This window comes from Streptomyces purpurogeneiscleroticus, from assembly GCF_020024005.1.
In the GTDB taxonomy this organism is placed as follows: Bacteria; Actinomycetota; Actinomycetes; order Streptomycetales; family Streptomycetaceae; genus Streptomyces; species Streptomyces purpurogeneiscleroticus.
The window spans coordinates 1-25,046 of record NZ_NHSG01000321.1; the positions used below are offsets into that span (position 1 = coordinate 1).

Annotated in this window: 24 protein-coding genes and 1 riboswitch; of the genes, 17 read left to right on the forward strand and 7 right to left on the reverse strand. The window is 72.2% G+C overall.

Annotation, left to right across the window (positions count from 1 at the left end):
• The first annotated feature begins 30 nt into the window (after window positions 1-30).
• From CCS38_RS20795 to CCS38_RS20810, 4 genes are all read left to right on the forward strand, one after another.
• Window positions 31-1,242, forward strand: coding sequence for a M20 family metallopeptidase (locus CCS38_RS20795; protein WP_223734818.1), 1,212 nt, complete (start codon window positions 31-33; stop codon window positions 1,240-1,242).
• Window positions 1,243-1,283: 41 nt separating this feature from the next.
• Window positions 1,284-1,967 carry a ribulose-phosphate 3-epimerase gene (rpe, locus tag CCS38_RS20800; RefSeq protein WP_223734819.1) on the forward strand — a complete coding sequence of 228 codons (684 nt, stop codon included), beginning with the start codon at window positions 1,284-1,286 and terminating at the stop codon, window positions 1,965-1,967.
• 193 nt (window positions 1,968-2,160) lie between these two features.
• The gene (locus CCS38_RS20805) at window positions 2,161-3,144 is read left to right on the forward strand and encodes a sugar-binding transcriptional regulator (RefSeq protein ID WP_223734843.1); all 984 of its coding nucleotides are present in this window, start codon (window positions 2,161-2,163) and stop codon (window positions 3,142-3,144) included.
• Between the two features lie 155 nt (window positions 3,145-3,299).
• The gene (locus CCS38_RS20810) at window positions 3,300-3,743 is read left to right on the forward strand and encodes a barstar family protein (protein WP_223734844.1); all 444 of its coding nucleotides are present in this window, start codon (window positions 3,300-3,302) and stop codon (window positions 3,741-3,743) included.
• 37 nt (window positions 3,744-3,780) lie between these two features.
• Here the strand turns inward: CCS38_RS20810 and CCS38_RS20815 are convergent, their stop codons facing one another.
• The gene (locus tag CCS38_RS20815) at window positions 3,781-4,230 is read right to left on the reverse strand and encodes a GNAT family N-acetyltransferase (RefSeq protein ID WP_223734820.1); all 450 of its coding nucleotides are present in this window, start codon (window positions 4,228-4,230) and stop codon (window positions 3,781-3,783) included.
• Between the two features lie 105 nt (window positions 4,231-4,335).
• On the opposite strand from CCS38_RS20815, the gene CCS38_RS20820 reads away from it, so the two are divergent.
• Window positions 4,336-4,752, forward strand: coding sequence for a hypothetical protein (locus CCS38_RS20820; protein ID WP_223734821.1), 417 nt, complete (start codon window positions 4,336-4,338; stop codon window positions 4,750-4,752).
• Between the two features lie 16 nt (window positions 4,753-4,768).
• Here the strand turns inward: CCS38_RS20820 and CCS38_RS20825 are convergent, their stop codons facing one another.
• Window positions 4,769-5,269 carry a GNAT family N-acetyltransferase gene (locus CCS38_RS20825; RefSeq protein ID WP_223734822.1) on the reverse strand — a complete coding sequence of 167 codons (501 nt, stop codon included), beginning with the start codon at window positions 5,267-5,269 and terminating at the stop codon, window positions 4,769-4,771.
• A 79-nt stretch (window positions 5,270-5,348) separates the two neighbouring features.
• On the reverse strand, window positions 5,349-6,326 hold the full coding sequence (locus CCS38_RS20830) for a hypothetical protein (RefSeq protein WP_223734823.1): 978 nt from the start codon (window positions 6,324-6,326) through the stop codon (window positions 5,349-5,351).
• A gap of 275 nt (window positions 6,327-6,601) precedes the next feature.
• On the opposite strand from CCS38_RS20830, the gene CCS38_RS20835 reads away from it, so the two are divergent.
• From CCS38_RS20835 to CCS38_RS20855, 5 genes are all read left to right on the forward strand, one after another.
• Window positions 6,602-8,038, forward strand: coding sequence for a GuaB1 family IMP dehydrogenase-related protein (locus CCS38_RS20835; RefSeq protein ID WP_223734824.1), 1,437 nt, complete (start codon window positions 6,602-6,604; stop codon window positions 8,036-8,038).
• A gap of 467 nt (window positions 8,039-8,505) precedes the next feature.
• Window positions 8,506-9,987, forward strand: coding sequence for an amino acid permease (locus CCS38_RS20840; protein WP_223734825.1), 1,482 nt, complete (start codon window positions 8,506-8,508; stop codon window positions 9,985-9,987).
• Between the two features lie 10 nt (window positions 9,988-9,997).
• The gene (locus CCS38_RS20845; protein ID WP_030251514.1) at window positions 9,998-10,453 is read left to right on the forward strand and encodes an Lrp/AsnC family transcriptional regulator; all 456 of its coding nucleotides are present in this window, start codon (window positions 9,998-10,000) and stop codon (window positions 10,451-10,453) included.
• A gap of 207 nt (window positions 10,454-10,660) precedes the next feature.
• A complete protein-coding gene (locus tag CCS38_RS20850; protein WP_223734826.1) occupies window positions 10,661-11,458 on the forward strand; it encodes a carbon-nitrogen hydrolase family protein in 798 nt (265 codons plus the stop codon).
• 114 nt (window positions 11,459-11,572) lie between these two features.
• On the forward strand, window positions 11,573-13,264 hold the full coding sequence (locus CCS38_RS20855; RefSeq protein ID WP_223734827.1) for a flavin monoamine oxidase family protein: 1,692 nt from the start codon (window positions 11,573-11,575) through the stop codon (window positions 13,262-13,264).
• A 65-nt stretch (window positions 13,265-13,329) separates the two neighbouring features.
• Here the strand turns inward: CCS38_RS20855 and CCS38_RS20860 are convergent, their stop codons facing one another.
• A complete protein-coding gene (locus tag CCS38_RS20860) occupies window positions 13,330-14,259 on the reverse strand; it encodes an LLM class F420-dependent oxidoreductase (protein ID WP_223734828.1) in 930 nt (309 codons plus the stop codon).
• A 187-nt stretch (window positions 14,260-14,446) separates the two neighbouring features.
• On the opposite strand from CCS38_RS20860, the gene CCS38_RS20865 reads away from it, so the two are divergent.
• The gene (locus CCS38_RS20865) at window positions 14,447-15,142 is read left to right on the forward strand and encodes a DUF5995 family protein (RefSeq protein ID WP_223734829.1); all 696 of its coding nucleotides are present in this window, start codon (window positions 14,447-14,449) and stop codon (window positions 15,140-15,142) included.
• 106 nt (window positions 15,143-15,248) lie between these two features.
• Here the strand turns inward: CCS38_RS20865 and CCS38_RS20870 are convergent, their stop codons facing one another.
• The gene (locus CCS38_RS20870; RefSeq protein ID WP_223734830.1) at window positions 15,249-16,679 is read right to left on the reverse strand and encodes a uracil-xanthine permease family protein; all 1,431 of its coding nucleotides are present in this window, start codon (window positions 16,677-16,679) and stop codon (window positions 15,249-15,251) included.
• Between the two features lie 270 nt (window positions 16,680-16,949).
• On the opposite strand from CCS38_RS20870, the gene CCS38_RS20875 reads away from it, so the two are divergent.
• Window positions 16,950-17,426, forward strand: coding sequence for an acyl-CoA thioesterase (locus tag CCS38_RS20875; RefSeq protein WP_223734831.1), 477 nt, complete (start codon window positions 16,950-16,952; stop codon window positions 17,424-17,426).
• A 27-nt stretch (window positions 17,427-17,453) separates the two neighbouring features.
• Here the strand turns inward: CCS38_RS20875 and CCS38_RS20880 are convergent, their stop codons facing one another.
• Window positions 17,454-18,671: an MFS transporter gene (locus CCS38_RS20880; RefSeq protein ID WP_223734832.1), complete on the reverse strand. Its 1,218-nt coding sequence runs from the start codon at window positions 18,669-18,671 to the stop codon at window positions 17,454-17,456.
• Between the two features lie 77 nt (window positions 18,672-18,748).
• Between CCS38_RS20880 and CCS38_RS20885 the strand changes: the two genes are divergently transcribed.
• Window positions 18,749-20,038, forward strand: coding sequence for an ROK family transcriptional regulator (locus tag CCS38_RS20885; RefSeq protein WP_223734833.1), 1,290 nt, complete (start codon window positions 18,749-18,751; stop codon window positions 20,036-20,038).
• Here the strand turns inward: CCS38_RS20885 and CCS38_RS20890 are convergent.
• Window positions 20,035-20,847, reverse strand: coding sequence for an SDR family oxidoreductase (locus CCS38_RS20890; protein ID WP_223734834.1), 813 nt, complete (start codon window positions 20,845-20,847; stop codon window positions 20,035-20,037). The genes CCS38_RS20885 and CCS38_RS20890 overlap by 4 nt on opposite strands.
• 199 nt (window positions 20,848-21,046) lie before the next feature.
• Window positions 21,047-21,177, forward strand: a riboswitch (FMN riboswitch).
• A 180-nt stretch (window positions 21,178-21,357) separates the two neighbouring features.
• Between CCS38_RS20890 and ribD the strand changes: the two genes are divergently transcribed.
• The 4 genes from ribD to CCS38_RS20910 are packed head-to-tail and all read left to right on the forward strand — an operon-like array spanning window position 21,358 to window position 24,983.
• The gene (gene ribD / locus CCS38_RS20895; protein WP_223734845.1) at window positions 21,358-22,434 is read left to right on the forward strand and encodes a bifunctional diaminohydroxyphosphoribosylaminopyrimidine deaminase/5-amino-6-(5-phosphoribosylamino)uracil reductase RibD; all 1,077 of its coding nucleotides are present in this window, start codon (window positions 21,358-21,360) and stop codon (window positions 22,432-22,434) included.
• A 1-nt stretch (window position 22,435) separates the two neighbouring features.
• Window positions 22,436-23,044 (forward strand): riboflavin synthase, encoded by a 609-nt coding sequence (locus tag CCS38_RS20900; protein WP_223734835.1) that lies wholly within the window; start codon window positions 22,436-22,438, stop codon window positions 23,042-23,044.
• Window positions 23,041-23,694, forward strand: coding sequence for a nicotinamide mononucleotide transporter family protein (locus tag CCS38_RS20905; protein ID WP_223734836.1), 654 nt, complete (start codon window positions 23,041-23,043; stop codon window positions 23,692-23,694). Before CCS38_RS20900 ends, CCS38_RS20905 begins: the two co-directional genes overlap by 4 nt.
• Window positions 23,691-24,983, forward strand: coding sequence for a bifunctional 3,4-dihydroxy-2-butanone-4-phosphate synthase/GTP cyclohydrolase II (locus CCS38_RS20910; RefSeq protein ID WP_223734837.1), 1,293 nt, complete (start codon window positions 23,691-23,693; stop codon window positions 24,981-24,983). Before CCS38_RS20905 ends, CCS38_RS20910 begins: the two co-directional genes overlap by 4 nt.
• The last annotated feature ends 63 nt before the right edge of the window (window positions 24,984-25,046 follow it).

Consider the following 25,046-nt stretch of genomic DNA (forward strand, 5'->3'; position numbering starts at 1 on the left):
CTGCGCCACCGTCCCCGAAGGAGCCCACCGGTGAAGCTCACCGCCCACCACCGCCCCGCGCGCGACGCCGCCGAGTCCTGGCGGCAGGAGCTGCTCGGCCTCAGCCACCAGCTGCACGCCGACCCCGAGCTGTCCTTCGAGGAGCACCGTTCGGCGGCCGCGCTGGCCGGGCTCGCCGAGCGCGCCGGATTCACCGTCGAGCGCGGCGTGGCCGGGCTGCCCACCGCGTTCACCGCGGTCCGCGGCAGCGGCGAGCTGGTCGTCGGCCTGTGCGCGGAGTACGACGCGCTGCCGGGAATAGGCCACGCCTGCGGGCACAACGTCAACGGCGCGGCGGCGCTCGGCGCGGCCCTGGCGCTCGGCGAGGTCGCCGACGACCTCGGTATCACCGTCAAGCTGCTCGGCACCCCGGCGGAGGAGGACGGCGGCGGCAAGGTGTACATGATCGAGGACGGGCTCTTCGACGACGTGGCCGTCGCGATGATGGTGCACGCGAACGACGCCGACACCGTGGGCAACGGCTCGCTGGCCATCGGCTCCTGGAACATCACCTACACCGGACGCCCGGCGCACGCCGCCGCCGCTCCCTGGGAGGGCCGCAACGCCCTGGACGCGCTCACCGTGGCCCAGACCGGGCTCGGCCTGCTGCGCCAGCAGCTGCCCCCGGAGAGCGTCGTGCACGGCATCATCACGGACGGCGGCCAGGCCGCCAACGTCATCCCCGCCCGGACCGCCGCCCGGTACGAAGTGCGCTCGCCCACCATGGAGTCGCTGCGCGTCCTCCAGGAACGGGTACGGGCCTGCTTCGAGGCGGGCGCGCTGGCGACCGGCACGGAACTGCGCATGGAGCCGCACGGGCACGACTTCGCCGACCTGCGCCAGGACACCACCGTCGCCGAGCTGTACGCGGGCGCCGCCGAGGCCCTCGGGCGTACCGTCGGGCGCGCGCCGGAGCGCACCGGCTCCACCGACATGGGCAACGTCTCGCACCTGCTCCCCACGATCCACCCGATGATCGGCTACGACACCGGCGGCGCCCGGCAGCACACGCCCGAGTTCGCCGCCGCCGGCACCTCCGAGGGCGCCGACCGCGCGGTCCTGGACGGCGCCGTCGCCATGGCCTGGACGGGCGTCTCGCTGGCCGCGGACCCCGGACACCGCGCGCGGCTGCTCGCCGAGGCCGGCCGCCGCGCCGCCGCCCGGGAGCGCGCGCCGGAGGGCCCGGCGAGCCCGCGCCCCTGACCCGCTTATGGTTGTCGGCGCGGTCACGACATACTGGAGTCATGGCCTTGATCAACCCCAGCATTCTGTCCGCCGACTTCGCCCGGCTCGCCGAGGAGGCGAAGGCCGTCGAGGGCGCGGACTGGCTCCATGTCGACGTCATGGACAACCATTTCGTGCCCAATCTGACGCTCGGCGTCCCCGTCGTGGAGTCGCTGCGGAAGGCGACCGACACCCCCCTCGACTGCCACCTGATGATCGAGGACCCGGACCGCTGGGCGCCGCAGTACGTCGAGGCCGGTGCGGGTTCCGTCACCTTCCACGCCGAGGCCGCGGCCGCGCCGGTCCGCCTCGCGCGGGAAATCCGGGCCAAGGGCGCGCGGGCCTCGATGGCGCTGAAGCCCGCCACGCCCATCGAGCAGTACGAGGACCTGCTCCCCGAGCTGGACATGCTGCTGATCATGACGGTTGAGCCGGGCTTCGGGGGGCAGGCGTTCCTGGACATCATGCTTCCGAAGATCCGCCGCACCCGCGCGCTGATCGCCAAGCACGGTCTGGAGATGTGGCTGCAGGTGGACGGCGGCGTGTCCGACAAGACGATCGAGCGCTGCGCCGAGGCGGGCGCCGACGTCTTCGTCGCGGGCTCCGCGGTGTACGGCGCCGAGGACCCGGCGAAGGCCGTCCGTGAGCTGCGGGAGAAGGCCGACGCCGCGACCGCGGCGGCGGGCTGGGGCTGCGCGCACTGACGCGGCCGGGCCGTGCGCAGGTGCGGCCCGTACCCGGGGCGGCGGGGATTGACCTCGTGGCCACGCAGCGTTCATCGCGGGCCGAAGGGTCATGGCCCACGGCGACCTCGGGTTTCTGGAAGGATGACCGCAGAGTCGATCAGGTGCGCAGTAGGGGAGAATTTTCGTGGTTGCCAGCCGCCCACATTCCGGGATGGGCCCCGCCGAGCTGGTGCAGGCTGCGGCCATGGCCCGCCGGTTCTATCTCGAGGGCAAATCCAAGATCCAGATCGCCGAGGAGTTCGGCGTCAGCCGCTTCAAGGTCGCGCGGGTGCTGGAGACGGCACTCGAGCGTGACCTCGTACGCATCGAGATCCGCGTCCCCGCCGAGCTGGACGCCGAGCGCTCGGACGCGCTGCGGGCCCGGTACGGCCTGCGGCACGCCGTCGTCGTGGAGTCGGCCGCCGACTCCGACGACGCGCCGGATCCGGAGAACCTGGGCGATGTCGCCGCCGACCTGCTCGGTGAGCTGGTCGCCGAGGGCGACGTGCTCGGCATCGCCTGGGGCCGCTCGACGATCCACATGGCGTCGGCCCTGCACCGGCTGCCCCCGTGCACGGTGGTCCAGCTGACCGGTGTGTACGACGCGGGGACCGCCGACAGCGGTTCGGTGGAGGCCGTCCGTCGCGCCGCCGACGTCTCGGGCGGCGAGGCGCACCCCATTTACGCGCCGATGCTGCTGCCGGATTCGGCCACAGCGGCGGCGCTGCGGGGCCAGACGGGTATCGCCCGGGCGTTTGATTACTTCGACAAGGTCACCGTCGCGTGCGTCTCCATCGGCTCCTGGGCGCCGGGCATCTCCACGGTGTACGACATGCTCTCGGACGACGAGCGCGAGCACTACGCCTCGCTCGGTGCCGCCGCCGAGATGTCCGCGCACCTCTTCGACGCCGAGGGCCGGCGCATCGGCCGTGACCTGGGCGAGCGCTGCATCACGGTCGAGGCCGACCGGCTGCGCCGCATCCCCGAGGTGATCGCCATCGCGGGCGGCCAGCGCAAGGCGCACGCGATCGGCGCGGTCCTGAAGTCCGGCCTGGTCACGAGCCTGGTCACGGACACCGCAGCGGCCGACTACCTCCTCCTGGAGTCCGCTCCGGGCCCGCGCCCGGCCCTGGACCGCGCGGACCCGGACTCCTGACGCCACCCGCACCGGGCGTCCGCCGTACGGAGGCCGTTCGTCCGGCGCGGCGGCCGGGGCTGTGACAGCATCGCGGCATGCCAGATTCCCCCGGAGTCCCCGGCCAGGCGGGTGCCGGCCGATGCGCCGACGCCCCCGGCCCCGCGCCGGACGTCGTGCCCAGGCCGCTGGCCGCGGTGCTCGACGGGCGGACACCGCCCGGCGTGCTGTCCTGGCCCGCCGGCCGGCCCGTGCAGGAGGCGCTGGACGCCGCGCTGACCGCGGGCTGGCAGGGCACCGTGCTCGACCTCGAAGGGGTCGGTGACAAGGCCGAGTTCATGACGCGGGCCGCGGCGGCGCTGCGGCTGCCGTCATGGTTCGGGCGGAACTGGGATGCGCTCGCCGACTGCCTCGGCGACCTCTCCTGGTGGCCGGCGGAGCACGGCGGCCGGCTGCTGGTCGTACGGGCCTGGCAGGGCTATGCCGCGGCGGAGCCGGAGGAGTGGCGGGTGGCCGAGTCGGTCCTCGCCGACGCGGTGGCGCACTGGCGCGACACGGACACCGGACTGGCCGTACTGCTGACCCGCGACGCGGGCGGCACGGCCCGGGCCCGCACGTAGGCGGCGCGGCCGGGGGTCCGCACGCAGGCCCCCGCGCCTACAGCACCCGCTCGAAGCACCGGGATTCCGCCACGCCCGCGTACGCCCCGAAGTTCGGGATCCGGGTGTATCCGGAGCGCGTGTAGAAACGGACCGCGGCGTGCTGCAGGTCGCCCGTCTCCAGCCGGAGGCGGGTCCAGCCCCGGCCGCGCGCCCACTCCTCCAGGGCCCGCAGCACGGCGGCCGCGGCGCCCGAGCCGCGCCGGTCCGGCAGTACGTACATCCGCTTGATCTCGCCGATGCCGTCACCGAGGTCGCGCAGGCCGCCGCAGCCCACCGGTATGCCGTCGTCCTCGTACGCCACGAAGAACGCCGCGATGTCCGCCGCCGAGGGCGGGACCCCGGGCTCACTGTCCGGGGTCCGGTAGATCTCGGCGATCTCGCCCCGCTGCTGCGCCCGCAGGACGGCGGCATCCGGGTCGTCCCAGGCCACCTGTTCGATCTTCATGCACCGGGATTCTGCCGAGGCCCCGTTTCGTACAGGTAACGCGGCGAACCGGAATCCTGGCGGTCGACTAGCCTGGCGTGGTCTGTGTGCCGGGGGGAGCCGACCGTGGAAAACGTTCTGTCCGTGGCCATTGGTGCCGGTCTGGGCCTCATAGGGGCCGTTTTCGGTGCGTGGTTCACCGCGCGCCGGCAGGACCGCATGTGGCTCCGCGAGCAGAAGCTCAAGGCCGGAGTCGGCTTCAACACCGCCGTGACTCAGCTGATCGACCACCTCCGGGACGCACGGCTGAGCGACGACGGTGCCGGCGCCAACGAGCTGGCGGGCCGGATGCAGGAAGCGCGCTCCGCCCTCTACCTCCTGTGCACCGACGAGACCGTCGACCTCGCGAACGCCCTCGCCCGCCGGGTCTGGAAATCCCGCCCCAGCGAAGGCAGGGACGACCGCAGGGCCGAGCACCACGAGACCCTGGCCCTCCTCCGCCGCTTCACCCAGCAACTCCGGCAAGAGATCGCCAGGTCGTAGCCGGGACCGGCACCGGCTAGCTGTGGCCCACCAGCGTCGTCACGTACGGCAGGAGTCCCTGCCGGGTGTAGAAGCGGATGGCATCCGCATTGGTGGCGATCACAGCAAGCTCGAACTCCCGCGCTCCCCGGTCCACGAACTCGGCGCGGACCGCCTCGAACAGCCGAGTCCCGATCCCACTGCCCCGCTGGTCGGCCCGTACGGAAAGGCTTTCCAGGACACCGGTCCTCGCTCCCCGCTCCCAGGATCCCGGCTGCTGTTCCTTGACGCGGGCCATGGCATAGCCGACGAGTTCGTCGTCGGCCTCGACGGCCAGGGCGAAGGCATCCGAGGAGGCGAGCCAGGTCGCGTACTTGGCCCTGCGGTTCTGCCACGACGCCTCGGGGGACAGCGAAGGCGCGAGCTGTTCCAGATGCCCGGCAACGGACACATGATGCCGGTGCAGCGCCTTCCACAGGGGCTCGAGGTCGTCGAGCCGGTCAGCGGATATCTGCTTGATCGAGAGCTGCTGGTCCATCCGGACACCGTACGAGAACGGGCCGGCGCGCCGAGCGTGGTGCCGGCGCGCCGGCGGCCCGTCCCCGCCGGACCGACGTCTACAGGCGGTCCCGCAGTACCGAGCCGCCGAAGTCCTCGTCGTCCGTGCCCCACAGGGCGTAATCGCCGTCGGGGAGCAGGGCGACCGCCTCGATCTTGCGGTTGTCCGTTGTGGTGTAGCGGCGTACCTCTTCCGGCTTGCTCAGCTTCAGTGCGGGGCGTCCCTTGTCGGCCGTGAGCCGGCCCGCCTCGTACACCGCGGAGCTGAACGGGCCGGAGTTCTTGTTCGGGTCCTGGGCCGCGGAGAGCACCACGGTCCCGTCCGGCGCGATCTTCAGGTCGCTGATGTGCCGTACCTCGTCCTGCGCCGGCCACGGCGCGCGGAACGCCACCGGGGCGCTGACGTGCCCGAAGACCTTGTCCGGGGCGGCCGCGGCCGGGTCGAAGGCGGCGCTCCGCACCTGGGAGGCGGTGCCGTTGCTGCCGCGGGTGGCCCAGACCGCTGTGTACTTCTCGGTGGCCCGGTCCCGGTGGACGGCGAACGCCTCGTAGTTCTGCGTGTCGTCGCCCGCGTACTTCTCGGTGCCCGGCAGCGGTGCCGACCAGCGGACGGTCGCGGTATTGCCGCTCACCTTCACGTCGTACACCGTCGGGCGGAACTTTCCGCTGTCCCCGCTGCTCACGGCGGTGTACTCGCCGGGCCGCCCGGGCACCGCGTCCAGCGACTCCAGGTCCTTGGGTATCTCGCTGCCGGCCCACTTCAGGTCCCGGACGGCGGGAGCGTGGCCGGGCGCCAGCCGTACGGCCGAGAGCCGGGGCTGGCCGGGTTCCTTGTTGTCCCGGGCCACGAGCAGATCGAGGCGGTCGCCCGCGGCCTTGGCCACGACCATCCCGCTGACGCCGCCGGTCATCCCGTCGCCGACCTTCTGCCACTTGCTTTCCTGGGCGCCCTGGGCGCTCAGGGCGCCGGTGGTGACCAGGACGGCGCAGGCGCCCACGCCCGCAACGCCCTTTGCAACAACTCGTTTCTTGGCCATGGCGGAACGTTAGGGGCCGAACCGTCTACGCGCGATGACCGGGTCCGTATCGTCCGTCGTAAGGACCGAATTTCGGCGGAAGCGACAGCCGCCGGCAGGGCCGCTCAGGTGAATCCACAGAACCGCACTCAATAGTCGCCATCGGCTGACCGGATCAGCGATGATGTACTAGGAGCTTGATGCCTGATCCGCTGTTGGCCGAGCTGTATCCACTGTCGGACCGGTGCTGACTCCCCGCCCGCTACCCAAGCAAAACCGCAGGTGAGAGAGTTAGCATGCGATTTCTGAACGATTCGAAGCCGCCGTACGACCTGACGTACGACGATGTGTTCATGGTGCCGAACCGCTCCGCGGTCGGCTCCCGGCAGGCCGTGGACCTTTCCTCGCCGGACGGCACGGGCACCACCATCCCGCTGGTCGTGGCGAACATGACCGCGATCGCCGGGCGCCGGATGGCCGAGACGGTCGCCCGCCGCGGCGGTCTCGTCGTCATCCCCCAGGACATCCCGATCGACGTCGTCACCGACGTCGTCGGCTGGGTCAAGCGGCGCCACCTCGTCCTCGACACCCCGATCGTGCTGTCGCCGATCGCGACCGTCGCCGACGCGCTGTCCCTGCTGCCCAAGCGGGCGCACGGCGCGGGCATCGTCGTCGAGGGCGGCCGCCCCATCGGCGTCGTCACCGAGCACGACCTGGCCGGCGTGGACCGCTTCACCCAGGTCGCCGAGGTCATGTCCAAGGACCTGCTGGTCCTGGACGCCGACATCGACCCCCGTGAGGCGTTCAACCAGCTCGACGCCGCCAACCGCAAGCTCGCCCCCGCGGTCGGCAAGGACGGCCAGCTGGTCGGCATCCTCACCCGCAAGGCCGCCCTGCGCGCCACGCTCTACACCCCGGCGACCGACGCCGACGGCAAGCTGCGCATCGCCGCCGCCGTCGGCATCAACGGCGACGTGGCGGGGAAGGCCAAGGCCCTGCTCGCCGCGGGCGTGGACACCCTCGTCGTGGACACCGCGCACGGCCACCAGGAGTCCATGATCAGCGCGGTCAAGGCGGTCCGGGCGCTGGACCCGCAGGTCCCGATCGTCGCGGGCAACATCGTCGCCGCCGACGGTGTGCGCGACCTCATCGAGGCCGGCGCGGACATCATCAAGGTCGGCGTCGGCCCGGGCGCCATGTGCACCACCCGCATGATGACCGGCGTGGGCCGCCCGCAGTTCTCCGCCGTCCTGGAGTGCGCCGCCGAGGCGAAGAAGTACGGCAAGCACGTCTGGGCGGACGGCGGCGTGCGGCACCCGCGCGACGTTGCCATGGCGCTGGCCGCCGGTGCGTCCAACGTCATGATCGGCTCGTGGTTCGCCGGTACGTACGAGTCGCCCGGCGACCTGCAGCAGACCGCCGACGGCCGGCTCTACAAGGAGAGCTTCGGCATGGCCTCGGCGCGCGCGGTGCGCAACCGCACGAGCGAGGAGTCGGCGTACGACCGGGCCCGCAAGGGCCTCTTCGAGGAGGGCATCTCCACCTCGCGGATGTTCATCGACCCGGCCCGCCCCGGCGTCGAGGACGTGATCGACTCGATCATCGCGGGCGTACGGTCCTCCTGCACCTACGCGGGCGCCTCGAACCTCGCGGAGTTCGCCGAGAAGGCCGTCGTCGGCGTGCAGAGCGCGGCCGGCTACGCCGAGGGCAAGCCGCTGCACAACAGCTGGTAGGCGTTCGTCCTCAGCTGGTAGGCGTTCCCCCTCCTTCCTCACGGGCCCGGCCCCGCACGTCTTGCGTGCGGAGCCGGGCCCGTTCGCGTCTCCGAGGTGTCGGAGCGGCGGGGGGCCGGGCGCCGGAGCGGCCCCTCGCGGCCGCGCGGACGCGTGAGATCGATTACTTCCGGCCGCGCTCCCCCGTCCGGTCGAAATGTCGCTCCTTCGAATCCATGGCCTCAACACGCCCCGAGCGCGCAACAAATGGCCGCCGTGACGCTTCGTGCGCAAGGATCATGCGCGCATGCGCAAAGAACCCGCATTACGGCAGGTCACACGTGGGCCTTAAGGTCAGGCAAGTTAGTTACGTGGAGTGGCGGGGACCGTCCGCTCGGCGGTTTCCCGTGCGGGTTGCTTCATGCTGCCCGCGTACGGGCCGCCCCGGTCACCGCCGCCGGAACGGCAGCGATAAAGGAGCCACCCCAGTGTTGGACCACGGCGCAGCCCCTCCCACCGAGGGCAGCGACCCCCAGCCGCAGCAGCCTCCGTCCCGCCCCGGGCCGCTCGGCACGCTGATGCGGCGCAAGCCCGTCGAACGCCTGGTGGCCGAAGGCGGCCAGGGGGAGGGCGGTACGCTGCGCCGCTCCCTGGGCATGTGGCAGCTGACGATGATCAGCATCGGCGCCACCCTCGGCACCGGCATCTTCGTGGTGCTGGGCGAGGCGGTGCCGGACGCCGGCCCCGCGGTCATCATCTCGTTCGTGATCGCCGGCATCACGGCGCTCTTCTCGGCGCTGTCCTACGCCGAGCTGGCCGGCACCATCCCGGTCTCCGGCTCGTCGTACTCCTACGCGTACGCCACGCTCGGCGAGCTGGTCGCCTGGATCTGCGGCTGGTGTCTGATCCTGGAGTACGGCGTGTCCGTGGCCGCGGTCGCGGTGGGCTGGGGGCAGTACCTCAACGAGCTGCTGGCCGGCACGCTCGGCTTCACCATCCCCGACGCGATCGCCGCGCCGCCCGGTGACGGCGGCATCTTCAACCTGCCGGCGCTGCTGGTCGTGCTGCTCGCGATGGCCTTCCTGCTGGGCGGCGCGAAGGAGAGCGCCCGGGCCAACGCGATCATGGTCGCGGTGAAGATCGCCGCGCTGCTGCTCTTCTGCGGCGTCGCCTTCATGGGCGTCCGCGCCGGGAACTACGCCCCCTTCATGCCGCTCGGCATGGCGGGCGTCAGCGCCGCCGGCGCCACGCTCTTCTTCTCCTACATCGGCTTCGACGCCGCCTCCACGGCCGGCGAGGAGGCCAAGAACCCGCAGCGCGACCTGCCGCGCGCCATCATGCTCTCGCTGGTGATCGTCACGGCGCTGTACTGCCTGGTCGCGGCGGTCGCCGTGGGCGCGCTGCCCTGGAAGGAGTTCACCGGCACCGAGGCCGCGCTCGCCGGGATCATGAAGGACGTCACCGGGCAGAGCTTCTGGGCCGTGCTGCTCGCGGCCGGTGCCGTGGTCGCCATCGCCAGCGTCGTGCTGACCGTGCTCTACGGCCAGACCCGCATCCTCTTCGCGATGTCCCGCGACGGCCTGGTGCCCAAGGTCTTCTCCAAGGTCCACCCGAAGACCGGCGCGCCCCGCGCCAACACCGTGATCGTCTCGCTCTTCTGCGGCATCCTCGCCGCCGCCGTGCCGCTCGGTCAGCTCGCCGACGCCACCAGCATCGGCACGCTCTTCGCGTTCGCGCTGGTCAACATCGCGGTCATCGTGCTGCGCAAGACCCGCCCGGACATGCCGCGCACCTTCCGCACGCCGCTGTCGCCGCTCTTCCCTGCGATCGGCTTCCTGCTCTGCATCTGGATGATGGGCAGCCTCGACGCCGTCACGTGGACGGTCTTCGGAGTCTGGATGGTGGCGGGTCTCGTGTTCTACTTCGCTTACGGCATGCGCCGCTCCCGATTGGCCACCGCAGAGAAGTGAACCACCCCCCGTGCGACTGAACGACCTCGACGAACGCATCGTCCACGCCCTGGCTGAGGACGCCCGCCGCTCCTACGCCGACATCGGTCAGGAGGTCGGGCTCTCCGCCCCGGCCGTCAAACGCCGGGTGGACCGGCTGCGCAACGAGGGCGCCATCACCGGGTTCACCGTACGGGTGGACCCGGCGGCGCTCGGCTGGGAGACCGAAGGCTTCGTCGAGCTGTACTGCCGTCGCAACACCTCGCCCGAGGCCATCCACCGTGGCCTCGCGCGCTACCCCGAGGTGGCGTCCGCCTCCACCGTGACCGGTGAGGCGGACGCCATCGTGCAGGTCTTCGCCTCGGACATGCGCCATTTCGAGCGCGTCCTGGAGCGCATCGCCGGCGAGCACTTCGTCGAACGGACCAAGTCCGTCCTGGTGCTCTCGCCCCTCCTGCGGCGCTTCTCCTCCGGCTCCCCGGTCTGACGCACCGCCCTTGCGGCCCGGCGCCGCGGTGCGCGGCGAGAGCGCAACGAATCGCCGCGAGCGGCTCGGAAGGCGCAACGAATCGGTACGTGAAGCGCAATGGTGCAGCCTTGTACCACTTGCGCCCCGGACCGTACCGTCTTTACGTCTTCCGAAAGCCCGTACGCACCGTCCGTGCCGTATGCACCAAACCAACCGAGGGGTCCCATGTCTTCGCTGCGCACCGCCCTGCTCCAGAGTTCGGGACGGCCCGGCGACGTGGCGTACAACCTCAAGGCGCTGGAGCGGGCCGCCGCGGACGCCGCGGCGGCCGGTGCCGGGCTGCTGGTGACCTCGGAGATGTTCCTGACCGGCTACGCGATCGGCGCGGACGTGCCCCGGCTCGCCGAGCCCGCCGACGGCGACAGCGCCGACGAGGTGGCCCGGATCGCCGCCGAGTACGGCATCGCCGTCGCCTACGCCTACCCGGAGCGCGACGGTGCGGCGATCTACAACGCCGTCCAGCTCATCGGCCCGGACGGCACCCGGCTCGCGAACTACCGCAAGACCCACCTCTTCGGCTGCTTCGAACGCGAGTGGTTCACCCCCGGTGCGTCGCCCGTCGTCCAGGCCGAGCTGAACGGCGTCCGGATCGGCCTGCTGATCTGCTACGACGTGGAGTTCCCGGAGAACGTCCGGGCGCACGCGCTGGCCGGCACCGACTTCCTGGTGGTGCCCACCGCGCAGATGCACCCCTACCAGTTCGTCGCCGAGTCGGTGATCCCCGTTCGGGCCTTCGAGAGCCAGCTCTACATCGCGTACGTCAACCGGACCGGTCCCGAGGAGGAGTTCGAGTTCGTCGGACTCTCCACGCTGGCCGGGCCCGACGGAGTTGTCCGGGCCCGCGCCGGACGCGGCGAGGAAGTGGTGTACGGGGATGTCGACCCCGCCTTCCTCGCGGCCTCCCGCGAGGCGAACACCTACCTCGCCGACCGCCGCCCGGAGCTCTACGGCTCGCTGAGCTGACCTCACCGCACCCCGGCCGGCACCTCCCGGTCAACACGCCGGACCGCGCCCGGCCCGGTCCCGCCTGCCCGCTTCCTGCCGCTTTTGCCCTGTTCTGCAAGGAGTCTCGCCCCCATGACGTCCACGGTGCCCACCGCCGTCCAGCACACCGACGCGCAGCCGCCGATCACCATGTTCGGACCGGACTTCCCCTTCGCGTACGACGACTTCCTCGCCCACCCGGCGGGCCTGGGCCAGATACCCGCGACCGAGCACGGCACCGAGGTCGCGGTCATCGGCGGCGGCCTCTCCGGCATCGTCACCGCCTACGAGCTGATGAAGATGGGCCTCAAGCCCGTCGTCTACGAGGCGGACCAGATCGGCGGCCGGCTGCGCACCGTCGGCTTCGAGGGCTGCGACTCCTCGCTCACCGCCGAGATGGGCGCCATGCGCTTCCCGCCGTCCTCCACGGCGCTGCAGCACTACATCGACCTGGTCGGGCTTACGACCAAGCCGTTCCCCAACCCGCTCGCGCCCGACACCCCCTCCACCGTCGTCGACCTCAAGGGCGAGTCGCACTACGCCCGCACCGTGGACGACCTGCCCGAGGTCTACCACCAGGTCATGAACGCCTGGAACGCCTGCCTGGAGGAGGGCGCCGACTTCTCCGACATGAACCAGGCCCTCCGCGAGCGCGACGTCCCGCGCATCCGCGAGATCTGGGCCAAGCTCGTCGAGAAGCTCGACAACCAGACCTTCTACGGCTTCCTCTGCGACTCCAGCGCCTTCAAGTCCTTCCGGCACCGGGAGATCTTCGGCCAGGTCGGCTTCGGCACCGGCGGCTGGGACACCGACTTCCCCAACTCCATCCTGGAGATCCTCCGCGTCGTCTACACCGAGGCGGACGACCACCACCGCGGCATCGTCGGCGGCAGCCAGCAGCTCCCGCTGCGCCTGTGGGAGCGCGAGCCGGAGAAGATCGTGCACTGGGCCCAGGGCACGTCCCTCTCCTCGCTGCACGACGGCGCGCCGCGCCCGGCCGTGACCCGGCTGAACCGCACCGCCGGCAACCGGATCACCGTCACTGACGCCTCCGGCGACATCCGCACCTACCAGGCGGCCGTCTTCACCGCGCAGTCCTGGATGCTGTTGTCAAAGATCGAGTGCGACGACGCGCTGTTCCCCATCGACCACTGGACGGCGATGGAGCGTACCCACTACATGGAGTCCTCCAAGCTCTTCGTGCCGGTCGACCGGCCGTTCTGGCTGGACAAGGACGAGGACACCGGCCGGGACGTCATGTCGATGACGCTGACGGACCGGATGACCCGTGGCACCTACCTCCTCGACAACGGGCCCGACGAGCCCGCCGTCATCTGCCTCTCCTACACCTGGTGCGACGACAGCCTGAAGTGGCTGCCGCTGGACGCCAACGAGCGCATGGAGGTCATGCTGAAGTCGCTCTCGGAGATCTATCCGAAGGTCGACATCCGCAAGCACATCATCGGCAACCCCGTGACCGTGTCCTGGGAGAACGAGCCCTACTTCATGGGCGCGTTCAAGGCCAACCTGCCGGGGCACTACCGCTACCAGCGCCGGCTGTTCACGCACTTCATGCAGGACCTCCTTCCTGAGGACAAGCGCGGCATCTTCCTCGCCGGCGATGACATCTCCTGGACCGCCGGCTGGGCCGAGGGCGCCGTGCAGACCGCGCTCAACGCCGTGTGGGGCGTGATGCACCACTTCGGCGGCGGCACGGACGCCACCAACCCGGGCCCCGGCGACCTGTACGACGAGATCGCCCCGGTCGAACTGCCGGAGGACTGACCGGCCTCCCGGCCTCGGGGACGGAGGGGACGGGGGGAGCCGCCGCCGCGCGGCTCCCCCCGCTGTCATATCCCCGCCGCCCGCGCCGCTTCGTACACCTCCGCCGCCAGGTCCTTCAGCTCCGCCGCGTCCCGGGCCCGGCCCTGCAGGTCGAGCAGGATCTCCCCGATGCCGACCTCGGCGTGGGCCGCCAGGTCCTCGACGATCTGCGCGACGCTGCCCTGGAAAGGGGCGCGGTCATGGCCCTCGTACGCCTTGGGTGTGTGCTGAGCGTTCACCCGCAGGACGTTCTGGAGCGGGGCCGTGCGGCCGCGCTCCGCGGCCAGGTCCTGTATCCGCTGCCACTGCTCGGCCAGCTTCCCGGCGCCCATGCCCACCGGCATCCAGCCGTCCGCGCGGTCCACCAGGCGGCGCAGCGCCCGCGGGCTGGTGGCGGGCAGCAGCACCGGGATCGGCCGGGCCGGCTTGGGGCCGACCACGGACGGGGTGATCGTCGTCAGCTCGCCCTCGTACGCCACCGGGTCCGGGCCCCACACGGCCCGGCACACGTCCAGCAGCTCGTCCAGGACCTTGCCGCGCCGCTCGAACGGGGCCACCGCGGCCGCCGCGTACTCGTCCAGGGACCAGCCCGTGCCGAGTCCGGCGATCACCCGGCCGCCGCTGGCCGCGTCCAGCGAGGCGAGGCTGCGGGCGAGCTGGAAGGGCACGTGCAGCGGGGCGACCAGCACGCTCGTGCCCAGCCGCGCCCGCTCCGTCACCGCGGCGGCCAGCGTCAGCGTCACCAGCGGGTCGGCCACCGAGCGGTACTGGTCGGGCCAGGGGAGGCCCGGTATGCCGTACAACCCCTGGGTCGCGGGCTCGGGGAAGAGCACGCGCTCGAAGACCCAGAGGCTTTCGTAACCGGTCTGCTCGGCGGCGCGCGCCACGTCCGGCACGTCACGCCCGAGGTCGTACTGCCGCATCTGCGGGAGGCTCAGCCCGAGTCGTACAGCCATGTCCGTGCTCCTTCGGATCCGGTTCGCCGGCGGTGTACGAACGATCAACGCCCGCCGGTCCCGTGGGAGTTCCGGCCGCAGGGGGCGCAATGGCGCGCGGCCCCGGCGCGCGCTGATCGTTAGCCCGATCCGGTCACGCGTCACCGCGCCGTCCCTGCCCGGCCCCCGGCCCTGCCACGCTGACCGCATGACGACGATGCAGCCGACGGGTGCGACGGCAGGCGTGGCGAAGATCGTGGCCCGGATGCGCGCGCTGGACGCGGCACTGCCCCCGCGCGACGGCGTCGCGGTGTTCAACCGGGTGTACTTGCAGGTCACCGAGGAGGTCGGGCGGCAGATCGGCGCGGGCGGCTTCCGGAACGCGGACGCGGCCGCCGAGCTGGACGTGCGGTTCGCGCTGCGGTACTTGAGCGCGGTGGACGCCGGCACGGTGGGGCTCCGGCCGCCGGCCTGCTGGCGTCCGCTGTTCCAGCTCCGCTGTCACCCCGGCGTCAAGCCGCTGCAGTTCGCGCTGGCCGGGATCAACGCGCACATCGGGCACGATCTCGCGCTCGCCCTGGTGGACACCTGCCACGCCCTGGAGTGCGAACCGGCCGCGCTGGAGGCCGACTTCGACCGGGTGGGGCGGGTGCTGACCGGCCTGGAGGAGCGGGTGCGCGAGCGGCTGATGCCGGGCCCCGACCTGCTGGACATCGCCGACCCGCTGACCCACCTGGCCGGTTCGTGGAGCCTGGAGGCGGCCCGGGACGGCGCGTGGGCGGCGGCCCGGGTGCTGTGGAGCGTACGCGGACTGCCGGACGTGGGCGAGGAGTTCGCGCAGCGGCTGGACGCGGGCGTCGGCCTGGTCGGCCAGATGCTGCTGACACCGCTGCGCGGCTGCTGACACCCCTGCGGGGCCGACGACCGGGTTCGTCGTCCGGTTCGCCGACCACCCGCTTGGGTAACCCCCAGGTGGGGGCCTCCGGGGCTGCACCCGTATGCGCAGCGCGCTACGAAGCCGCGCCCCCGGACTTCTCCTCGCCGTTTCCGCCGGGCTTCTCCTCGCCCGACTCCTCGTCGTAAGCCGAAGTGCCCTCGTCCAGCAGCGGTTCCTGCGTCTTGAGGTGTGCCGGGGCCAGTGCCCGCAGGACGTGGTAGCCGGAGAGGACGACGATCGTGCCCAGCGCGATGCCGCCGAGCTCGAAGTTGTCGGAGATCTTCAGGCTGACGCCGCCGACGCCGATGATGACGCCCGCGGCCACGGGGACGAGGTTCAGCGGGTTCCGCAGGTCGACCTTGTTGTGGACCCAGATCTGCGCGCCCAGCAGCCCGATCATGCCGTACAGGATGACCGTGATGCCGCCCAGCACCCCGCCCGGGATCGCGGCGACCACCGCGCCGAACTTCGGGCAGAGCCCGAAGAGGAGGGCGAAGCAGGCGGCGGCCCAGTAGGCGGCGGTCGAGTAGACGCGGGTGGCCGCCATGACGCCGATGTTCTCGGAGTACGTGGTGTTGGGCGGGCCGCCGAGCGCGGTGGAGAGCACCGAGGCGGCGCCGTCCGCGGAGATCGCGGTGCCGAGCTTGTCGTCCAGCGGGTCGCCGGTCATCTCGCCGACCGCCTTGACGTGTCCGGCGTTCTCGGCGACCAGCGCGATCACCACCGGCAGCGCGACCAGGATCGCGGACCACTGGAAGCTCGGCCCGTGGAAGGAGGGCAGGCCCACCCAGTCGGCCTGGGCGACGGCCGAGAAGTCCAGGCGCCAGTGGTCGGTGACCTTCCCGGCGGCGCTCTGCGAGTGGATCATCCCGAACACGGCGTCGAAGACCCAGGAGATCAGGTAGCCGAAGACGAGCCCCAGGAAGATCGCGATGCGCGACCAGAAGCCGCGCAGACAGACCACGGCGAGCCCGGTGAAGAGCATGGTCAGCAGCGCCACCCACTGGTCCTGCGGCCAGTACGTGCTCGCAGTCACCGGCGCGAGGTTGAAGCCGATCAGCATGACGACGGCGCCGGTGACGACCGGCGGCATCGCTGCGTGGATGATCCGCGCGCCGAACTTCTGGACGGCGAGCCCGATGGCGAAGAGCGCCGCGCCGACCACGAGGACCGCGCCGGTCACCGTGGCACTCGTACCGCCCTGCGCCCGGATGACCGCCGCGACGCCCACGAAGGAGAGGCTGCAGCCCAAGTAGGAGGGCACCCGGCCGCGGGTCGCCAGCAGGAAGATCATCGTGGCGACGCCGGACATCATGATGGCGAGGTTCGGGTCCAGGCCCATGAGGACCGGCGCGACGAAACTCGCCCCGAACATCGCCACCACGTGCTGCGCGCCGAGGCCCGCGGTACGCGGCCAGGACAGCCGTTCGTCGGGCCTCACCACGGCTCCCGGCGCCGGGGTGCGCCCGTCTCCGTGGAGGGTCCAGCGCACGCCGAGGCCCATGAATGCTCCCGTTCTCGTCAAGTGGTCATCAGGTCGCCGACCGGCGGCGACCGGCCAATGTTAGTGCGGGTCGAGTCCGCTTCCTCCCGCTACGGGCGGATTGGCGGCGCATGGTCTCGGTCACTCGGCCCGGCGCGGAAGCAGTCTAAGCACATGCTTACGATGAGATGGTTCAACTTTTGAACGAATCGGTACCGCAGCCGCAACTGCAACCGCAACTGCAACACATCCGCACCCGTCCTTCCGGACCGCACCACCAGGAGCACGACCGTGAGCGCCCCCGCCCCGTATACCGCCGAGACCCTCCCCTTCGGAGAGCTGGTCCCCGTGACGGTCCACTTCGACGACCTCGACGCGCTGGGCATGCTCCACAACTCGCGGTTCCCGCTGCTCGTCGAGCGCGCCTGGGGCGACTACTGGCACGGCCACGGCTTCGGCTTCACGGGCGACTGGGCCACCGCCGGGGACATGGCCAACGTCATCAAGGAGATGCGCGTCTCCTACGAGGCGCCGATCACTCGCCCCGGCACCTACGCCGCGCACCTGTGGGTCGAGAAGCTGGGCCGTACCAGCCTCACCTACGGCTTCCGGGTCTGCTCGGCGGACGGCGCCACCACGTACGCGCAGGGGCACCGCATTCTGGTCCGCGTCGACGCCGCGACCCTGCGGCCCGCGCCCTGGACCGACGAGGCCCGCGCGATAGCCCGCAAGCTCGCCCGCCCCGAGGCGCTGCCGGACGCGAGCTGACCCTCGGCCGCTGCCCACGGCGCCGGGTCAGGACCCCTTCAGGTCGAACGTCGCCGAGCTGACCGACGCGCGGCGCTCCGGTACGCGGAGCACGCCCGCGCCCAGTATCAGCCCCAGCGCCAGCGCCGTGACCAGCATGAACGAGCCGGTCAGCGAGGTGGCCTGGGCGATCGAGCCGATCGCGGAGGGGGCGATCAGGCCCGAGGTGTACGTGATCGTCGCGACGCCCGCGATGGCCTGGCTCGGCGCCGGACCGCTGCGGCCCGCCGCCGCGAAGGCCAGCGGCACGACCACCGCGATGCCCAGTCCGATCAGCGCGAAACCCGCCACCGCCATGGCCGGGTGCTGTGCCAGGACGATCAGCAGCCCGCCCGCCGTGGCCAGCACGCCGCTCGCCCGTACCGTACGGACCGCCCCGAAACGGGCCACCACGTGGTCGCCCGCCAGCCGGGCCGCCGCCATCGTGCAGGCGAACGCGGTGGTCGAGCCGGCCGCGAGCCCCGCCGACGTGCCCAGCACGTCCCGCAGGTACACCGCCGACCAGTCCAGGCTCGCGCCCTCGGCGAACACCGCGCAGAACCCGACCGCGCCGATGACCAGCGCGGACTTCGGCGGCAGCGCGAACCGCGGCGGCGGGTGCTCGTCCGGGGTGCTGCGCAGGTCCAGTACGCCCTGGCAGAAGACCGCGCCCAGTACGGTCAGCACGCCCGCGGCGAGCGAGAGGTGGAGGCGGGCGTCGACGGCGGCGTGCGCCGCGACCGTACCGGCCGCCGAGCCCAGCAGCGCGCCCACGCTCCACATGCCGTGCAGCCCCGACATGATCGGTTTGTCCAGCCGGTTCTCGACCTCCACGCCGAGCGCGTTCATCGCGACGTCCGACATCCCGGCAGTGGCGCCGTAGATCAGCAGCGCGCCGCAGAGCCCGTACAGATTGGGGGCGAGCGCGGGCAGGGTCAGGGCGAGCGTCCACAGGGCGAGCAGTCCGCGCAGCGCCGTACGGGCGCCGAAGCGGTGGCTGATCCGCCCGGCCAGTGGCATCGCGAGGGACGCGCCGATCGCCGGGAAGGCGAGCGCGAGCCCGAGCTGCCCGGCGCTGACGCCGGTGTGCTCCTGGATCCACGGGACGCGGGTGGCGAAGTTGCCGGTCACCGAGCCGTGTACGAGGAAGACCAGCGCCACCGACCAGCGTGCGCGGCGCAGTTGGCGGGAGAGCGCGGACGGGTCGGAACCACCGTTGGCGGGCATGGCCGTCAAACTAGCAGGGACCCTGCCTATTAATCTTCGATTATTCGCGGGCGCGTGCGCTCTGGAAGGATCCGGCCATGGCTGACACCTCCGCGCGCACCGGCCGTACGGCGTCCCGTGCCGCGTCGCCGCGCACCGCGCGGGCCATCAACGACCGTATTGCCCTTCAACTGCTGGAGTCCGACGGGCCTTTGACGGCCCATCAGCTTAAGGAGCGGACCGGGCTGTCCCGCCCCACGGTGGCCGACCTCATCGACCGGCTGCGGGCCGCCGGGCTGATCGCGGTCGTCGGCGAGGCGGGCGCCGACCGCCGCGGCCCCAACGCCCGGCTCTACGGCATCGTCGCCGACCGCGCCCACCTCGCCGGCATCGACGTCCGCACGCACGGCGTGACCGTCGCCGTCGCCGACCTGCTCGGCACCGTCCGCGCACAGGAGTCCGTACCGGTCGCCGAGGGCGCGGCCCCGGAGGACGCGGTGGCCGGCGCGTACGCCGCGCTGGACCGGGCGCTGGCGCGCGCCGGCGGGGTCCGTCCGCACACCGTCGCCGTCGGCGCCCCCGGCCTCGTCGACCCCGCCACCGGCCGGCTGACCGGCACCGGAACGCTGCCCTCCTGGCACGGTGCGCTGGTCGCTGGGCTGCGCGACCGCCTCGAAGCGCCGCTGCTCCTGGAGAACGAGGTCAATCTCGCGGCCATCGCCGAATGCCGGGACGGCGCGGCCCGGGACCGCGACACCTTCGTCCTCCTGTGGCTGGGGCACGGCGTGGGCGCCGCGGTGTTCCTGGACGGCCGGCTCCGCCGCGGCGCTTCCGGCGGCACCGGCGAGATCGGCTTCCTGCCTGTGCCGGGGCCGCCGTCGCTGCCCACCGCGGCGGGCTGCGACGGCGGCTTCCACGCCCTCGCCGCCTCCCCGGCGATCGTGGAACTGGCGGGGGAGTACGGCTTCGCCCCCGCGCCCGCCGAAGGCGGTACGGACGCCCCGCCCGCCGAACACGTCGTCCGTGCGGCCGTGGCCGCCGGACCGGCCGGCGCCGGCTTCCTCGACGCGCTCGCGCGGCGCCTCGCCGTCGGCGTGGCCGCGGTGGCCGCCGTGCTCGACCCCGGCTGCGTCGTGCTCGGCGGCGAGGTCGGCCGGGCCGGCGGCGAGGCCCTGGCCGGCCGGGTGGCCATGTACACGGCCCGCATGTCGCCCCTGCACACCGAGGTCCGCGCGGGCACGGTGGGCGGCCGCGGCGTCCTCCGCGGCGCCGTACTCGCCGCCAAGGACGCGGCCCAGGACGACCTCTTCGGCCCCGATTTCGCCCCCGGCTTCAGCCCCGGCTCCGGCGCCGACCACGCCCCCGGCGGCCCGCCGGAAGTCCCTTAGCCGCCCGTGGTGTCGCCGCTCCGCACCACCCGGACGCCCGGGACCCGGCCGCCGCGTTCGGCCAGGAAGTCGGTGTAGCGGAGCTTGCCGGTCGCCTGGTCCGGGGCGAGGTTGCCGCCTGCCCGCAGGGCCCGGAACGTCGCGCCGGGCAGGCGCAGCGGCAGCGTGAGGCGGCGGCGCTCGCCCGCGTGCAGGGTGCGGTCGACCAGTTCGCGGGCGGTGAGGATCTCCGGTCCGCCCATGTCCGGGACGTTCCCGGCGGGTTCCCCGTACGCCAGCTCCACCAGCCGCGCGCCCACCTCGCGGACGTCGACGGGCTGGACCCGTATGCCCGCCGGGACCGGCAGCACCGGCGACCGCGCGCCGGCCTTCACCAGCCGCAGCACCAGATCGTGGAACTGCGTCGTGCGCAGCACGGTCCACGGCACGTCCGACTCCGCCAGCAGCCGCTCGACCTCGTGCTTGGTGCGGTAGTAGCGCAAGGGCACACGGTCCACGCCGACGATGGAGATATAGACGAGGTGGCGTACGCCCGCCGTCCGCGCCGCATCCACCAACTGGCCTGCAGAATCCAGGTCGCCGCCGGAGGGTGTCGAGGCGCAGTGCACGATCACCTCCACGCCGGACACCGCGGCGGCGAGCCCGACGCCGTTGCGCAGATCGACGGCGTACGAGTGCAGCCGCGGGTTTTCCGTGCGGGTGTGCGGCCGGCGGCTGAGCACCCGCACGGTGTGCCCGTCGGCCAGAAGCCGGTCCACCACCACCCGCCCGAGGGTCCCCGTGCCGCCGGTCACCAGAAACGTCGTCATCGCCCGCTCCTCCCGGAGACTGTCCTGTCATGCGACCGCGCCGGGCGCGGTCCGTCACCGTAAGAACTCCCCAGGAACGCGCGGGGAACTCCGGTGGACGGGTCGTACACATATCGCCACCCGGTGTGAGTCAGCCCACAGGCTTCCGCCCGCATGGCCGACGATCAGACGTGGCAGACTGGAGGGGTACTGACATACGCAGCGCACTCCGGGGTCGGTGAAAGTCCGAACCGGCGGTTACAGTCCGCGACCCGTCCGCAGCCAGCGGCCGGTTGAGCAGGTGAAATTCCTGCACCGACGGTTAAAGTCCGGATGGGAGGCAGTGCGCGGCGGGCGAGCAGCATCGGTGCACCGCCGTCGGCGGTCCTGTCCAGCTGGACGGGATCCTCTGTCCGGTCCGGTGTGCGTGTTGTTCCGTACCGCTTCTGTCGCTCGCGACAGCCCCGGAGTCCGTGCCTGAAGAGGCAGGAGGACCCGGTGGCCGCGACAGCCCCCGCTGAGACCACGGCGATGCGCCGAGCCATCGAGCTCGCCGCCCGCGGCCTCGGGCACACCAGCCCCAATCCCGCCGTCGGCTGTGTCGTCCTCGACGCGTCCGGGCAGCTGGTCGGGGAAGGCTGGCACCAGCGGGCCGGCGGCCCGCACGCAGAGGTCAACGCACTGGAAGCGGCCGGTGAGCGGGCCCGCGGCGGTACTGCCCTGGTCACCCTGGAGCCCTGCAACCACACCGGCCGTACCGGTCCCTGCGCCCAGGCCCTCATCGACGCCGGCGTCGCCCGCGTCGTCTATGCCGTACCGGACCCGAACCCCACCGCGACCGGCGGCGCCATCACGCTCCGCGCGGCCGGCGTCGACGTCGAGGGCGGGCTGCTGGCCGACGAGGCCGCCGCCGGGAACGAAGCCTGGCTGACCTCCGTACTGCGCCGCCGCCCCTTCGTGCTGTGGAAGTACGCGGCCACGCTGGACGGCCGGATCGCGGCCGCCGACGGCACCAGCCGGTGGATCACCTCGTCGCAGTCCCGCGCCGACGTGCACCGGCTGCGCGCCCTGGCCGACGCCGTGATCGTCGGCTCCGGCACCGCTCGCGCGGACGACCCGCAGCTCGGCGCGCGGCTGCCCGACACCGAGGTCACCCAGCCGCTGCGGGTCGTCGTCGACTCCTCCGCCACGGCCGTGAAGCCCGGCGCCCGCATCCTGGACGGCACGGCACCGACCCTGATCGCGGTCGCCGAGGACGCCGACGCCACCCACCTCGAAGAACTCGCGCCCCTCGTCCGGCTGCCGCGTGCCGCGGACGGACCGGGCCTGGACGTACGGGCGCTGCTCGGCGCGCTGTACGAGCGCGGCGTCCGCTCCGTGCTGCTGGAAGGCGGCCCGACCCTCGCCGGGTCCTTCGTCGCCGCCCGCGCTGTCGACAAGGTCGTCGGCTATCTCGCCCCCACACTCCTCGGCGCCGGCCCGGCCGTGCTGGGTGACGCCGGAATCACCACCATCGCCCAGGCGTTGCGCCTCGACGTGACCGACACCGAACGGCTCGGCCCCGACCTGCGCATCACCGCCACCCCCGCCCTCCACGAGGAGAACTGAAGTGTTCACCGGAATCGTCGAAGAACTGGGTGAGGTCGTCTCCGTCGAGGAGCTGACCGATGCCTCCCGCTTCCGACTGCGCGGGCCGCTCGTCACCGAGGGCGCGAAGCACGGCGACTCCATCGCGGTCAACGGTGTGTGTCTGACCGTCGTTACGACCGAGAACGGTGAATTCACCGCCGATGTGATGGCCGAGACGCTGAAGCGGTCCAGCCTGGGCGCGCTGGAGAAGGGCTCCCGGGTCAACCTGGAGCGCCCGATGGCGCTCGGCGGGCGGCTCGGCGGCCACCTCGTACAGGGACATGTGGACGGCACGGGCACCATCGCCGAGCGCACCCCCGGCGAGCACTGGGAGATCGTGAAGATCGCGCTCCCGGACGGCATGGCCCGCTACGTCGTCGAGAAGGGCTCCATCACCGTCGACGGCGTCAGCCTCACCGTCGTCGAGGCCGGGGACGACTACTTCACCATCAGCCTCATCCCGACCACCCTGGACCTCACCACGCTCGGCATCAAGCAGGTCGGCGACCCGGTGAACCTGGAGGTCGACGTCCTCGCCAAGTACGTCGAGCGGCTGCTCGGCCACGACGGTGCGGGGGCCGCGCGATGACCGCCCCGGTCTGGCTGAACGGTGAGGCGTTCACCGCCTTCGGCCAGCACGTCATCTGGTCCGACATGATCGGCAACACCGTCGGCCTGATAGCCCTGGCCCTCGGCTGGCGCCGCTCCATATGGACCTGGCCCGCACAGTTCCTCTCCGGCGTCATCCTCGTCGCCGCGTACGCCTCCGCGCACCTCGCCGGCGGCGTCGGCAAGCAGCTGCTGGTCATCGGCGTCGCCCTGTGGGGCTGGCGGCAGTGGCAGCGCGGCCGGCAGCAGGCGCAGGACGGCACGATCGCCGTCCGCTTCGCCTCCTGGCGCGAGCGCGGAGCCCTGATCGCGGCCACCGTCGTCGGCACCCTCGCCGTCGGCTTCCTCTTCACCCAGATCCCCCAGCTGTCCTGGAACCCCTGGCCGGACGCCTACATCTTCGTCGGCACGCTCGCCGCGATGGTGGCCCAGGCCCGCGGCCTCGTCGAGTTCTGGTTCGCATGGCTGCTGGTCGACGTGGTCGGCGTCCCGCTGGCCTTCAGCAGCGGCCTGGCCTTCTCCGGCCTGGTCTACGTCGTCTACCTCGGTCTCGTCCTGTGGGGCCTGCGCGACTGGTGGCTGCGCTCCCGTACGAGTACGCAGCCCGTCCTGGAAGGAGCGGCGGCATGACCGCACAGCAGAACTGGTACGAAGGCCCCGACGCGATCGACCTCACGCTCGACCCCGTCGAGCGGGCCATCGCGGACATCGCGGCCGGCCGCCCCGTCGTGGTCGTCGACGACGAGAGCCGGGAGAACGAGGGCGACCTCGTCCTCGCGGCCGAGAAGGCCACCCCCGAGATCGTCGCCTTCATGATGAGCGAGTGCCGCGGCCTGATCTGCGCGCCCATGGAGGGCCCGGAGCTGGACCGGCTCGAACTCCCGCAGATGGTCCAGAACAACACCGAGTCGATGCAGACGGCCTTCACCGTCTCCGTGGACGCCACCGCCGAACACGGCGTGTCCACCGGCATCTCCGCCGCCGACCGCGCCACCACGCTGCGCATGCTGGCCTCCGGCGAGTCCGCACCCGGCGACTTCGTCCGCCCGGGCCACATCTTCCCGCTGCGCGCCAAGCCCGGCGGTGTGCTGGTGCGCAACGGCCACACCGAGGCCGGCGTGGACCTCGCCCGGCTCGCCGGGCTGCGGCCCGCCGCCGCGATCGTGGAGATCGCGGGCGAGGACGGCACCATGCTGCGGCTGCCCGAGCTGATCCCGTTCGCCCGCAAGCACGGCCTCGCGATCATCTCCATCGAGGATCTGATCGCCTACCGCAGCAGCTCCGAGCCGACCGTCCGCCGCGAGGCCACCACCCGGCTGCCCACCGCGTTCGGCGACTTCACCGCGCACGGCTACCGCTCCACCGTGGACGGCGTCGAGCACATCGCGCTGGTCGCGGGCGACCTCGGCGACGGCGAGGACGTCCTCGTCCGGGTCCACTCCGAGTGCCTGACCGGCGACATCTTCCACTCGCTGCGCTGCGACTGCGGTCCGCAGCTCCAGGAGTCGTTGCGCCGGGTCAGCGAGGCGGGCCGCGGCGCGGTGATCTACCTGCGCGGCCATGAGGGACGCGGCATCGGACTGCTGTCCAAGCTGCGCGCCTACGAGCTCCAGGAGCGCGGCCGCGACACTCTGGACGCCAACCTGGAGCTGGGCCTGCCCGCCGACGCACGGGACTACGCGGCCGGCGCGCAGATCCTCAAGGACCTCGGAGTGCGCTCGCTGCACTTGCTGACCAACAACCCCGAGAAGACCGCGGCCCTGGTCGAGCACGGCCTGCACGTCACCGGCCGGGAGCCGATGCCGGTCCAGGCCGGCGAGCACAACCTGCGGTACCTGCGCACCAAGCGCGACCGCATGGGGCACGACCTGCCGTGGCTGGACCCGGCGGACCGCGCCTCGGCCTGCGGCACCCAGTAAGACATCCCCGTACGACCCCGTAAGACATCCCCGTACCCCGACAACATCAGCAAGCAGCACGAG